Genomic DNA, 13,582 nt, shown 5'->3' with positions numbered 1-13,582 from the left:
GAGCCTTCGAAAGGTTTTTCAAAGGCTCTTTCTAAATATACCCAATAAATTATTTATTTCCAAAATAAGAATCTTTGAATCCAATAAAGTACAGAACACCATCCAGTCCTATTGTTGATATTGACTGGCTGGCATTTTCTTTCACTTTAGGTTTTGCGTGATAAGCGATTCCTAAACCGGCCATATTCAACATTGGCAAATCATTTGCTCCATCTCCAACTGCAATTGTTTGTGCTATATCGACATTTTCTACTTGAGCAATGAGCCTTAACAGTTCGGCTTTTCGTTTTCCATCAACAATATCACCGACATATCGTCCTGTAAGTTTTCCATTTTCTATTTCCAGTTCATTTGCATATACATAATCGATTCCGTATTTCTTTTTGAGGTAGTTACCAAAATAAGTAAAACCTCCTGATAAAATGGCAATTTTAAATCCCGCGGTTTTAAGAACTTCCATCAAATGATCTACACCTTCCGTTATAGGCAAATTCTGTGCGATATCTTCCATAACCGACACATCAAGGCCCTTAAGCAGTTTTACTCTTTCCTTAAAACTTTCACAAAAATCTATTTCCCCACGCATAGCAGATTCTGTTATAGCTTTTACCTGCTCTCCGACGCCTGCCCGTATAGCCAGTTCATCGATAACTTCCGTTTCAATAAGGGTTGAATCCATATCAAAACAGATAAGTCGTCGACAACGGCGGAACATATTATCTTGTTGCAAAGAAATATCCATTTCCAAATCTGTAGATAATTGCATGAAGCTCGACTGCATATCGTCCTTATCCTTGGGTGTACCCCTTACCGAAAGTTCTATACAGGATTTGGTACTGCGCGAATTTTCATCCAGTGGAATACGTCCTGTCAATCGTTGTATCCCGTCAATATTAAGTCCTTGTTCTGCAACGATACTGGTTACAGCTGCAATTTGCCGAGCAGTAATTTGCCTTCCAAGTATAGTAATGATATAGCGATTCTTACCTTGCAGTCCGACCCAGCTGTTGTATTCTTTTTCACTGATAGGTGAGAAGCGGATATTTACATCGAGTTCGTATGCCTTGAACAAAAGATCTTTCATTATATCGCCGGCTTTATCTCCTGTCGTTTTAAACAGTATTCCTAAAGAGAGAGTATGATGGATATCTGCCTGCCCGATATCGAGGATAAAGGCATCATACCTGGCCAATATTTCTGTCAATGCCGAAGTAACACCGGGCTTGTCCTCTCCGGATATGTTGATAAGAATAATTTCTGTTTTCTGGTTCATTTTGTTTTACTAACTTCATTTTATTGCAAAGATACGAAAAAGTATACAAACAACAGTGTGAGAGGCCATTTATAGGCAGTAAAAAGACTCTGATAGCATATTGAAAAAATATAAAACTTTGTTATCTAATAAATTAATTTATTGTCAAAATGTAAATAAATGTAAATGAGATTTGGCTACTATATCAAAAAATCGTACCTTTGCAAAGTTTTACAAATCTCTGCTGGGAGAAGAGCGCTTCCGAAAGCTTTGATTGACTGCTGAAAATCAGTGGGGTCTGGTTATTTTTGACGGGATGTCGAATATATCGGATTTAGTACGAATTATAAGACTTTATTATGAAGAATTTAAAGTCCGTAGGTGCAGTACTTTTATTATTTTTAATGCTTTCATTTGCCAATACCAATGAACCTAAAGTAGGAATAAAGGTCGGTCAAAAAGCTCCTATATTTCAAGTAGGAGATACGATTGATGGACATTTTGACTTGAAAGCTGAAAAAGGAAAATTTGTCATATTGAATTTTTGGGCTGGATATGATGCCCAATCGAGAGTATCAAATGTAAAAATACAATCGGCAATAGACAAGTTAGAAGCTCATGACAACATTCGTTTCGTATCTGTTTCATTTGATATGAATGAGAATGTATATAGAGAGTCTGTAAGACTTGATGGCTTGAGCGAAAGTACTCATTATTACGACAAAAATGGGGAAAAATCCCAGATTTTTAGGGATTTTCGTCTTCAAAAAGGATTTGGTAACTATTTAATAAACCCTAAGGGGGTAATCATTGCCAAAAACTTTAGCCCTGAAAAATTGACACAACTTATTCGTCAATAAAAATTAAAAATAGCTTTGTTCAAAACAAAGCTATTTTTTTGTTTTTTTCCTTAAAAACGAGTTTATTATCTTTTCTCGAATTTATATAGATATATAATATCCTTTACATCATTTCCTTTACGATTGGTCTTCATTACCTCATTAAATATAAAATTACTGCCATAATTTGTATTGATATAGTTAAAATCGCTTTTTCCTACCAGTAAATAACCTGATTCCGGTTTTTCCTTTTCAAATTCAACTATTCGGTTATCATTATAAAAATTCACGATAAAAAATCGGAGCATAGGAGTCGAAACAAAGGAATAAATCTTTCCTTCCGGAACTTCCTCTTTTACTTTCTCAGCGAAAGGCCTCATCGATTTTGCATTCAATATATCTGGTAGTATAATGGCATCCAGCAAAATTTGTAACCAGAAAAATAGAGCAACGACAGTATATAAATATCTATTGTTTAAAGACAAGTCTCTCTTACTTCTATAGGTCTGGTATAATACGATAACCAATATAAGAACACAAAATATGCCCATAATATTCCATGGGCCATTTAATGCCGTCAAATAATGCCCCAATTGTTCGGACAGTTTAGCCGGTAAAATTTCAGGAGTAATCCACTTGGATTGTGCTGCTATGAATACAAATAAGACAATGCAAGTTACAACTGACATAAAAATCCCGAAAACTCTCCAAACTTTCTGTCTGTTTTTCAATAACCAGAACATATATTCTGCCAGAAAAAAACATAAGAAAGGGTAGATGGGTAGTAAATATACAGAACGTTTACTCTTAGGAATACAGTAAAATACAAACATGACAGCAAAAGAGAGCAGAGTAAAAAGACGGGTGTCATCCATTTGAGAAATATAGTTCTTGAATTTTTGCCACCATACAGTTATTTTCCCATTGGGTAAAGCGTATTTCAATGTAAATAATGAAAATAATACTAATATAGACCAGGGGATAAAGCCGGCGATAGTTGTGTATATATAATATAAAACAGTACCTTCGTGAGACTCATATGACATTTTCCCTAAGAAACGTCCAAAATTTTCTTCTATGACCAGATTTACAAAATTATCTCCTCCTTGCTTGTAAGCGAGATAATACCATATAGCAGGTAATATACATGATACGATACTAATAAAAATGAATCGATACAATACTGTAAAAAATTGTTTTCCGCGTACAAGCAAATATATCGCAGTTACAGCACAAGGCAAGATTATACCGACTGGTCCTTTAGTCAACGTGGCGGCACCCATAAGGAGTGTCGCGACAAAAGGAAAGCCCTTCATGTCTCTTTCTGTCCATCGATATAACTGGTACAGAGATGTCACAATAAATAGTGTCAACACCATATCCACTCGGGATGCCATAGCTGCTCGATGTACCTCAAAACAGGATAAAAAAAGAAGCGCTGTGAGGAAAGCTAAATTGTTGTTTCTTCTGCGTGCGTAAAAAAGGAATGTAACAATTGCAATGATGATTGCAGCAAGAGCAGACGGTAAACGTGAAGTATATTCGCTTACTTCTCCGAAAGGTAAAGACAAAAGGGCTATGGCCCAATGAAATAGAGGTGGCTTATAGGCAATATCTCCTCCATTATTTATGGGAAGTACCCAGTTGTCACTTTGTAACATAGATACGGCTACAATGGCTTCTCTGGGTTCACCTTTTGTATGAAAATCTGTAAGACCTAAAAATGGTAATAATGTCAGAATGCAGATAGTCGATAGTAAAAGTAACAGGGTAACTTTTGAGTTTAATCTCATAGATATAGATTTTTGACGTTATTCTTCAAAATTAATTTTTTCCTGAATTATATATTCCGGACGATTTTTTGTTTCGTCAAATATATTTCCAATATATTCTCCCAATATACCAATTGTAAATAATTGTATACCTCCCAAAAATAATATTGTTATAATTGTAGATGACCATCCTTGTACAACATTATCTTGTGCAAAGATTTGCAAATAAATAATCCATATGACCATTACTAAAGCTACCAATATCGATATAGTTCCTAATGAAATAGCTAATTTCAAAGGTTTCTTCGAAAAACCAAAGATGCCCACCGAAGCCAGTTTTATCATCTTTTGAAATGAATATTTGGTTTCTCCGGCAGCCCTTTCATCTCTATTATAATAAAAAGGTATTTGCTTAAATCCCATCCAACTAAACAACCCTCTCAAATATTTATGCTTTTCAGGAAATTGTCTGAAAGTTTCTAAAACCTTTCTGTCAACAAGTCTGAAATCACCTGTATCTACTGGAAAAGAGTAGTCCGAAAGATAGTTTAATGTACGATAATACAATTTCGCAGTTATTAGCTTGAAAAAAGATTCTCCTTTTCTTTTATTACGAACTGCATATACAACATTGCACTTCTCTTTTTTATACACTTCTACCATTTCAGGTATCACTTCTGGTGGATCCTGGAGATCTGCATCAATAATGACTGCTATATCTCCCGAACAATTATGCAATCCGGCCGTTACAGCATTTTGATGTCCGAAGTTTCGTGAAAATGATATTATCTTAATATTCTTATCCTTTTGTGCAAAAGTTGATAATATCTTCAATGTTTGGTCTTTGCTACCATCGTTGACCATAATCATTTCATAATCGTATCCGGTAGATTGAAGTACATTTGAAAAGCGCGTATAAGAGGTCTCCAATACAGCTTCTTCATTATAGCAAGGGATAATAACACTTAGTTTCATATTTGAGAAGGCATTTTAAATGTTATACAACGATTCAGTATATAATTGGCAACGGTGTAAATTCCCATTGAAAATAATTGAGACCAGTTTTCTGATAAGTATAATTCCTCCACGAACACAATCAAACATATATACTGAAGACTATAACAAATTCCGAAAATAAGTAAAAATAACAAAGCCTCACGGATAAATTTTCCATCTTTTTTTTGAAATACCCATAATTTATTCCAAAAAAAACTATTTATGACCCCTAAAATATAACCTATCAGATTTGCTTTAGTATATTTTACATCAAATCCATTTTGCAATATATAAATGACAGCAAGGGATAATCCCGTATTTATACATCCTACAATTAAAAATTTGAAAAATTGAAGGGCGGTCTGTCTATCTATTCTTTTCAATATATGATGATTCATGTATTTATTTTTTCTGTTTTGATTGGTTATATTCATCTTCAGCCTTCAATGCTGGCAAGCTCATATGATATTTGACAGCAACAAGCCGGGTTATAATTACCATTGCTGCCGATATTGATTGTGTGATAACATCATTTAGTCCTATTTTATAACTTAGCCAATAAAAGATACCGCCTATAACACAAGCCATAGCATAAATATCTTTTCTGAAAATAAGAGGTTCCTCATTGATAAGTATATCTCGTATTATCCCTCCGAATGCTCCAGTAATCGTTCCCATAACAATTGCTACCCAGAAAGGATAACCGACCATTAATGTTTTCTGTATGCCTACTACAACAAATAAGGCCAAACCTATAGTATCGAAAATAAAAAATGTATTTTGGAGGCGGATTAAGTATTGTCCAAAAAAAATAACAAATAATAAAGACAAAGCAGTGACGGTCAAATAAATGCTGTTTTGCATCCAAAAAGCAGGTAAATCCAATAGTACATCCCTCAACGTACCACCACCTATTGCCGTAACCAAGCCTACAACGTATGCACCAAACCAGTCAAATTTTTTTGCCGAAGCCAATCGTATTCCACTGATTGCAAAAGCCATAGTCCCAATAATCTCTATGATGGTAACAAATGTACTCTCCATATTTGTATTTAATAGTTACAAAAATACAAATTTTAAATGATTAGCTCCAACCAAATTCTTTATAATTCATAGATTGTATTAAAAAAACAGAGAACCCTTAATTAGGGTTCTCTATAATTGAGAAAATATATATTTTTTATTTCCCGGCAAGAGGTGCTGCCTGAGTATAAGTACGGGCACTTAGTTCTTTATCAAGCATATATATACCGAAGCCATTATCTTTGATCATTGTAAGACTATCAATCAAGCCCTGAGCAGTTTCTTCCTCTTCTACTTGTTCGTCTATAAACCATTTCAACATGCTTTGTGTAGCATAATCATTCTCTGCGCTGGCTAATGCATACAAATTATTAATCATAGAAGTTACTTTCTTTTCATGTTCCAAAGTATCTTTATATGCATCTAGTGGACTTTCCCATTCTGTCTTCACAGCTTCGATAGGAGACAATACTACTTTTCCTCCTCTTGATAAAAGGTATTTGATAAATATCTGTGCATGGTCTTGTTCTTCTTTAAATTGTATATTAAACCAATTTGCAAATCCTGGGTTTCCCTTTACGGCAAAATTGGCAGACATAGAAAGATAGAGATATGCAGACCAAAATTCTGCATTAATCTGAGCATTCAATGCTTCTTCAATTTTTTTACTAATCATAATCAAATGTTTTTACTAATTGGTTAATGTTTGTATTTTGTTTTTAATTTAAACTTATTTCTTTCTCCTAAGAGTCTTTTACAAAAGTACAAAAATTGTACCAATATATTATTTGTTTTTTTCTCGTTTTTTTGTTTATTCTGTTAAAAAAAACGCTACCTATTGGTAACGTTTTTTTGTTTAAAACCTGGTGAAAATTTTATTTTGCAATACCTTTCATACTTACTTGTATGTAATTTTTTGAATCAAACATTTTTTTAACTAACTTTTTAATCGATTCTGGGGTTTGCTTCTTGATAATTTCAGTTGTGGGGTGCATTTCATCCACACCATAAAGGTTATATGTATTTAACTTTCCTAACCAATACGTATTTTCACGCATGTCCTCTGTATTCTTTTTCAACATATATTCCTTTACTTTATTCAAATTTTCAGCGGAGGGACCTTCTTTCACAACCTTCATAAGTTCATCTACTGCTCGCTGTTGGAGTTTTTCCTGCATTTCAGGATTGGTATCAAAACCAAACAAAAACATCCAATCATTCCTTTCTCTTGATATACTGGATTGTGTTGCAACCCCATATGTTCCACCTTCTTCTTCCCTGATAGTATTGGTATATACAATATCCATAATCTGGTCAAATATGTAAAGCTTGATAAAGTCCTCATATTTATATTTATGGTCTCCGGAATAAAGACAATAAACTGTAGATTTTGGAGTTTCCATTTCTCTCTCAAAATCATTTATATAGGTACCTTTACGAAGTTTTAGTCTGGGTTTGCCGGCAATTTCTTTACTATATGTTGAAGGTAAAGAAGCAATATATTGCTCTACTAAAGGACGGATAGAATCTATATTAATATTACCAACAAAAGTAAATGTAAAGTCTGATGCATCGCCAAAACGTTCTTTCCATATAGCCAATACTCTATCATAATTGATTTTGTCTATATCATCTTCTTTCAAATTTTTAATGCGAGGATTATTATTCCAAATAGCGATACTCAAAGAATCATTGAACGCAACCTTAGGATTAGCACTCATATTCTTCAATGCTGCTTTTGTACGTTGTTGCCAAGATAAAAATGCATCATCATCTTTATTCAGATTCGTAAAGTCCAGATAAAGGAGCTGCATCATTGTTTCCAAATCTTTCGGAGTAGAAGTCCCTGCAATACTCTCACTATATTCACCTAATCCGATACTTGTAGATACTTGTTTACCAGCTAAAATTTTTTGCAAATCTATATTGGTAAATTGCCCGGTTTTACTCAAGCCTACGACGGCATCAAATACCGAAAGGTCAATTATTTCATCATTATCATACAGGCTTTTACCTCCTTTGCTTACAGCACTCATGACAATTTGGTCATTTTTGAAATCGGTTGGCTTCAGTACTACCTTGGCACCATTTGATAAAAGCCATACGGTTGTACCGAATTTTTTATCAAAAGACTCTTTTGAAATTTTTCCAGGAACAGGCAGTTGAGATAACAAAGGTTCATTCGAAACTTTATCCTCATAAGGGGCAAGGTTTTCTTTATTTATATTTTTTTGCAAAGTAATAATCTCTTCACTGGTAGGGTAGGAAACACCTTCTTTATCTGGACCGGTAATAGTAATAACGATATTCTCTTCTCCAATAAGGTTTTTTATATAATCATTTACCTGATCCAAAGTCATCGACTCTGCAATCTGTTTATAAAGAGAATATTCTATTTCTATTCCCGGTATTGCTCCACCGTCAGTGAAATGGCTTACATACTCTTTTACATAACTGCCGTTTTTTTCTTTGTCTTTTTCCTTGTAGAGACGCTCGATATAGCTCAATAAGTCGGCTTTTGCTCTTTCATATTCTGATAGAGTAAATCCGAACTTATTCACCCGTTCTATTTCTCTTAAGAGAGCTTCAAGGGCTTCTTTTGAACCTCCTTCCTTACTGGATGCAACAGCTGTAAAGGCTTCTTTGGTTTTAGATACGAAAAAATTATCATCATAGGCATAAGCACCGAGAAATGGAGCGTTAGGTTTTTCTGCCATTTCACTCAATCGTGAACTAAGCATCATCGATGATATACCCTTAAGATAACTTTCTGCAATTCCTGCTACAGTAGACTTTAATTCCTTAGGCATAGGATCGTGTTTATAGAATACCATAATAGAAGTTGATGTCGCCTCCTTGTCTTTTCCGACAGTAATAATCGGCTCTTTGTTGTCAGGAACAGTATAATAGATACGTTCTGCCGCATTTTCTGGCATCTTTATCTTCCCGAACAGTTCTTTTATTTTTGCTTCTACTTTTTCTGCATCAATATCTCCGACTACAATAATACCTTGTTGGTCGGGACGATACCATTTATGATAATAATCCCTTAATGTCTGATAAGGAAAATTCATCACGACATCCATCGTACCGATTGGCATGCGATTAGCATATTGACTACCAGCAAACATTGTAGGAACAAGAATGTCCCACATTCTCATATTTGCATCGGTACGCGTACGCCATTCCTCTCGAATTACACCACGTTCCTCATCTATTTCTTTATCTTCAAGAGCAATTGCACACGACCAATCATGTAAAATTAATAAACAGGAATCAACAATACTTTCTCTTGTTACAGGTACATTCGAGAGGTTATACACTGTTTCATCAAATCCCGTATAGGCGTTTACATTGGTCCCGAATTTTACACCGATTGTTTCAAGATAATTTAACATGCTTTTACCCGGAAAGTTTTTGGTCCCGTTAAAAGCCATATGTTCAAGGAAATGAGCTAGGCCTCTTTGATTTTCCTCTTCCAATATAGAGCCTACTTTTTGGGCTATATAAAATTCTGCACGATTTTTAGGATGTTCATTATGTCTTACATAATAAGTAAGTCCATTCTCCAATTTACCATACCGGACATTCGGATCGATAGGTAGAGGTGCTAATTGTTGAGCTATCGCCGATGTAAATCCTAATATGACAACAGCAAGTACTAATGTAATTTTTCTTATTTGCATAATGTTATATTTTAGATTAAATTATTCATTCATATCTATCTTTACATATCCATTCATCATAGCATAAAAACTAAGTCCTGAAACTGTTTTTATTCCCAATTTAGCTGTTATATTCTTTCTATGCGTAAGTACAGTGTTAAAACTGATATTCAATCTATTTGCAATCTCTTTATTAATAAATCCTTGGGCGATAAGTTGTAATACTTCAATCTCCCGCGGTGTCAAATTTGTATGATACTCATTCGATAATCGCTGACATGCAGACTCGAAAAAAGACTGCAATTGCTCAATTATTTCATTTGTGTCAGCAAAGATATTAATTTTAAATTCAATGTTTGATATGGATTGTCCCCTAAAAATATCCTTAACAAGCAATATTACTTTACTTTTTCTAGGTAAAAAGAAATCACAATAACATAGAAAAAAGTCTGAGGTAACAAAATAGAAATCATATATCTCTGGAAATGAGTTAAAAAAATAATTAATGTCATTATATACATCAACCTTTTGTGCCGAAAAATACTCATTCAACACATGTCTCAATCCTGTATTATAAAGAGGACATGCAGATATGATAACTATTTGTTTATTTCTAAGCATACAATAGATTGGTATTAATTAGAAAACTCGGCTGATTGTAATAAATGGTACAATGGTTTCAAAATCCGGTTTCTTATCCGATTATTTTGTTTTATATCTTTTTCTAAACTAAAAATAGCAAATATAACCCCATAGCAAAGATTCAGGTCATATTTGCCAGTCAAATGTAAAACAAAAAAACTTTTTAAATCGTTCAGCTTTTCTTCTATCGGATCTGGATCATCTTTTAAGAAACTGGTTAGAGAAAAACCCGGAATTTGAGAATGTACATTTGCCGATAAGCGTTTTATCTTAGGAAACCAAGATTGCTGGTCATCTTCGATGCGCTTTAATAATTCATGCTTTAATTCGAAAAAAAACTCTCGTATCAATTCCAAATTGTTATTTTTATATGGACTTTTTTCTATTAATAGACCGAAATGTTTTTCTATATTGGGTATTTGATATCGTTTGTAGTATTGATTTGTCTGCGAAAGATAATCCACTATCTGTGTTACACAAAAAGACTTCAATCGTTTTTCTGGGAAAAAAGAATCATTGATAAATGTATTAAGTATAGTCAGAAAAAAATCTGTATCAAGATTATTTTCCTGACATAAAGTCTGTACACTTTTATCTTTTGTTCCTAAAATAATTCCAAAACGATTAATAACCGGAATCAATAATGGTTCATTTAAGATGATTTCAGATAACGGCATTTCTGCATACACTAAAGACATATAAGCTCAAAATTAGTCATGACACATAATAATATTCATTGGAGAAATAACCATATCCATTGGAAAATCATGTTCTTCAACAGGAATATTTTCCAATAACTGAAAGTTATAACATACTCCGATTTTATAACATCTCATTTTTCTTAATAATTTATCATAATAACCTTTTCCTCTTCCTAAGCGATTGCCTTTCATATCAAAAGCCATACCTGGAACTATCACTAAGTCAATATTTGACAAATTGTTAATTTCCGGTCCCGTAGGCTCTTCAATTCCGAATTTTCCGGTTTTTAATTCTCCAGAAATATACTTTCGGACCTGCAAATAATCGTTGTCCACATATGGAAGAAAAATATTTTTTTTCAAATGCCATTTTTGAATGAATTCATGAGTAATCACTTCGTCGGGTAACGAATGATATAGCAAGACATTCGTTGCCCGGCAAAATTGAGGAATAGATTCAATGATAGAAAATACTTTATTGGATTCTGTTTTTTTTTGCTCTAAAGAAACAGAATGTTTCAATATTCTTATTTTCTTCCGTAATTCCGATTTATTCATATTTTATCTATCTACCGGAAGTACAGGGAAGCCTTTATTATCATTCAATATTTCTACTGCTTTTAGCAACGTATTATCGTGAGTCATCAAGATAGGATAGAACGCTTCATCTCCTAATATGTTTCGTGCAATATATGCGTACAATTGATTTGTAATAAGATGTCGGGATATATTAATATACACGGGGCGAGGTTTTACTCCATGCTTTGCTGCGTATATTACAAACTCGTTTAGAAGAGGTTGTTTTTGCATATAACGCAATATATCTTGATAATTTTTATATTTTTCGAGTGTCTCTCTGTGTTCATCCGAATATTTGAATGCAAATTGATATATAAGCCCTGTATTTACAACACTGTTAAAATACGAAGTGATACCGATTGTATCGCGGGGAACAAAAATATCAGGCATAATGCCGCCGCCTCCATAGACATCTCGTCCATTCAGAGTTTTATATCGCAATTCTGTGTTCAATTTTATACTATCCTTAGAATCAAATTCACCATGTAAGAAACGGTTCATTATATCTTGACTGTAATCATCATTTTTTCCCAATTCGTAGTTTTTTTGGATAGAACGTCCCGATGGCGTATAATATCGGGCAATAGTTAGGCGAATGGCCGAACCGTCAGAAAACGGTATCTGCTGTTGCACCAAACCTTTACCAAATGAACGTCTGCCGATAATCAACCCTCGGTCATTATCTTGAATAGCTCCTGCAAATATTTCGCTGGCTGAAGCAGACCATTCGTCCATTAAAATAATAACCTGATTTTTTTGAAAAGCGCCGGTTCCATTAGAATACGCTTCTTCTCTTTTAAAAGCTTTTCCTTCTGTATATACAATCAACTGGCCCTTCGGTAAAAATTCATTTACCATATTTATTGCAGCTTCCATATAGCCGCCCGTATTTCCTCTTAAATCAATGATATACTTTTCTGCTCCCTCTTTTTTCAGTTTTGCAAGAGCATTCATAAATTCATCGTAAGTAGTACGTCCAAACTTGCTGATTTTTAGGTATCCAGTTTTTTCATTGATTTTAAAAGAAACATCAACACTATTCACTGGTATATCTCCACGTACGACATCAAATTCCAATGGAGTTTTAGACGACGCCCGTTTGATACTAAGATTTACTTGAGATCCTTTGGGCCCTCGTAATTTTCCCATTACTTTTTCATTTGTAATTTCTTTTCCTACAAATGACGTATCGTTCACCGCAATAATACGGTCTCCCGGTAAAATCCCAACTTTTTCTGATGGACCACCAGAAATAACACTGACCACTGTTATTGTATCATTCAATATGCTGAATTGAACACCAATACCACCAAAACTACCTTCTAATTCTTCATTGACACTTTCCAAATCTTTGGCTGGAATATAAGCCGAATGCGGGTCAAGTTCTCCTATAATTTTAGGCATAACATCTTCTACAAGTTGTTTTGAGTCAACCGTATCTACATACTGACTATTGATAATGTCAAGTAGGCTCTCAATTTTACTATGTGTAGAAAAGAAGCCAGGTCCTATCATACTGGTTTGATGATAATACCTACCGATATAAAGACCAGCAACCATCGCTACCGCTATAATGATAGGTAGCCATATAAATGTTTTTTTATTCATTCCACGAAGAAACTATAATCTATACTCAGTTTATCGACAAAATTTATGCCAAAAGTAAATTTTACTCTGCTTCAACAAAATCAACTTGTATGCCTGCTTGTTCAAGTAAATCGATGCCATCATGCAATCGATAATGTTCCGAAAACACGACACGTCGTATCCCAGCTTGAATAATCAACTTTGCACATTCGATACAAGGAGAAGATGTCACATATAATGTAGCACCTTCGCTACTATTGTTCGAACGCGCAACCTTTGTTATGGCATTGGCTTCAGCATGCAAAACATATGGAAAAGTATGATTATCCTCATCTTCACAAATATTTTCAAAACCTGCTGGCGTTCCGTTATATCCATCCGATATAATCATTTTTTCTTTAACGATGAGAGCTCCTACTTTACGACGTTTACAATAAGAATTTTCAGCCCAGATAAGAGCCATCTTTATATAGCGTCTATCTAACATTAATTGTTTGACGTTATCCATATTATCTGACAGTTAATT

The 13,582-nt window shown here is 34.0% G+C and carries 13 protein-coding genes; 1 reads left to right on the top strand and 12 read right to left on the bottom strand.

Features of this window, described 5'->3' with window-relative positions; genetic code table 11:
• Positions 1 to 49: 49 nt before the first annotated feature.
• On the bottom strand, positions 50 to 1,273 hold the full coding sequence (gene serB / locus Cop2CBH44_RS03810) for a phosphoserine phosphatase SerB (protein ID WP_044230716.1): 1,224 nt from the start codon (positions 1,271 to 1,273) through the stop codon (positions 50 to 52).
• 338 nt (positions 1,274 to 1,611) lie between these two features.
• Between serB and Cop2CBH44_RS03805 the strand changes: the two genes are divergently transcribed.
• On the top strand, positions 1,612 to 2,112 hold the full coding sequence (locus Cop2CBH44_RS03805; RefSeq protein ID WP_021931238.1) for a redoxin domain-containing protein: 501 nt from the start codon (positions 1,612 to 1,614) through the stop codon (positions 2,110 to 2,112).
• 65 nt (positions 2,113 to 2,177) lie between these two features.
• Here Cop2CBH44_RS03805 and Cop2CBH44_RS03800 read toward each other — a convergent pair whose 3' ends face one another.
• The 11 genes from Cop2CBH44_RS03800 to Cop2CBH44_RS03750 all read right to left on the bottom strand — a co-directional run bounded on the left by Cop2CBH44_RS03800 (position 2,178) and on the right by Cop2CBH44_RS03750 (position 13,564).
• On the bottom strand, positions 2,178 to 3,884 hold the full coding sequence (locus Cop2CBH44_RS03800) for an ArnT family glycosyltransferase (protein WP_200755568.1): 1,707 nt from the start codon (positions 3,882 to 3,884) through the stop codon (positions 2,178 to 2,180).
• An 18-nt stretch (positions 3,885 to 3,902) separates the two neighbouring features.
• On the bottom strand, positions 3,903 to 4,838 hold the full coding sequence (locus tag Cop2CBH44_RS03795; RefSeq protein WP_200755567.1) for a glycosyltransferase family 2 protein: 936 nt from the start codon (positions 4,836 to 4,838) through the stop codon (positions 3,903 to 3,905).
• Positions 4,835 to 5,257: a GtrA family protein gene (locus Cop2CBH44_RS16685; protein WP_021931241.1), complete on the bottom strand. Its 423-nt coding sequence runs from the start codon at positions 5,255 to 5,257 to the stop codon at positions 4,835 to 4,837. The genes Cop2CBH44_RS03795 and Cop2CBH44_RS16685 overlap by 4 nt, the downstream gene beginning before the upstream one ends.
• A 4-nt stretch (positions 5,258 to 5,261) precedes the next feature.
• Positions 5,262 to 5,903 (bottom strand): trimeric intracellular cation channel family protein, encoded by a 642-nt coding sequence (locus Cop2CBH44_RS03785; protein ID WP_021931242.1) that lies wholly within the window; start codon positions 5,901 to 5,903, stop codon positions 5,262 to 5,264.
• 136 nt (positions 5,904 to 6,039) lie between these two features.
• On the bottom strand, positions 6,040 to 6,558 hold the full coding sequence (locus tag Cop2CBH44_RS03780; protein WP_021931243.1) for a ferritin: 519 nt from the start codon (positions 6,556 to 6,558) through the stop codon (positions 6,040 to 6,042).
• A gap of 199 nt (positions 6,559 to 6,757) precedes the next feature.
• A complete protein-coding gene (locus Cop2CBH44_RS03775; protein ID WP_021931244.1) occupies positions 6,758 to 9,568 on the bottom strand; it encodes a M16 family metallopeptidase in 2,811 nt (936 codons plus the stop codon).
• 21 nt (positions 9,569 to 9,589) lie between these two features.
• Positions 9,590 to 10,168, bottom strand: a complete 579-nt coding sequence (locus tag Cop2CBH44_RS03770; protein WP_021931245.1) for a response regulator transcription factor — start codon at positions 10,166 to 10,168, stop codon at positions 9,590 to 9,592.
• Between the two features lie 14 nt (positions 10,169 to 10,182).
• Positions 10,183 to 10,887 (bottom strand): helix-turn-helix transcriptional regulator, encoded by a 705-nt coding sequence (locus tag Cop2CBH44_RS03765; RefSeq protein WP_246469172.1) that lies wholly within the window; start codon positions 10,885 to 10,887, stop codon positions 10,183 to 10,185.
• A 12-nt stretch (positions 10,888 to 10,899) separates the two neighbouring features.
• On the bottom strand, positions 10,900 to 11,448 hold the full coding sequence (locus tag Cop2CBH44_RS03760; RefSeq protein ID WP_200755566.1) for a 5-formyltetrahydrofolate cyclo-ligase: 549 nt from the start codon (positions 11,446 to 11,448) through the stop codon (positions 10,900 to 10,902).
• Positions 11,449 to 11,451: 3 nt separating this feature from the next.
• Entirely contained in the window at positions 11,452 to 13,077 is a 1,626-nt protein-coding gene (locus Cop2CBH44_RS03755) for a S41 family peptidase (protein WP_021931248.1), read from the bottom strand.
• A gap of 61 nt (positions 13,078 to 13,138) precedes the next feature.
• On the bottom strand, positions 13,139 to 13,564 hold the full coding sequence (locus Cop2CBH44_RS03750) for a deoxycytidylate deaminase (protein ID WP_021931249.1): 426 nt from the start codon (positions 13,562 to 13,564) through the stop codon (positions 13,139 to 13,141).
• Positions 13,565 to 13,582 lie beyond the last annotated feature (18 nt).

It is taken from the genome of Coprobacter secundus subsp. similis, assembly GCF_015097275.1.
Lineage (GTDB): Bacteria > Bacteroidota > Bacteroidia > Bacteroidales > Coprobacteraceae > Coprobacter > Coprobacter secundus.
The sequence above is the reverse complement of the archived record's forward strand: the minus strand, read 5'-3'. Positions and strand labels throughout refer to the sequence as shown.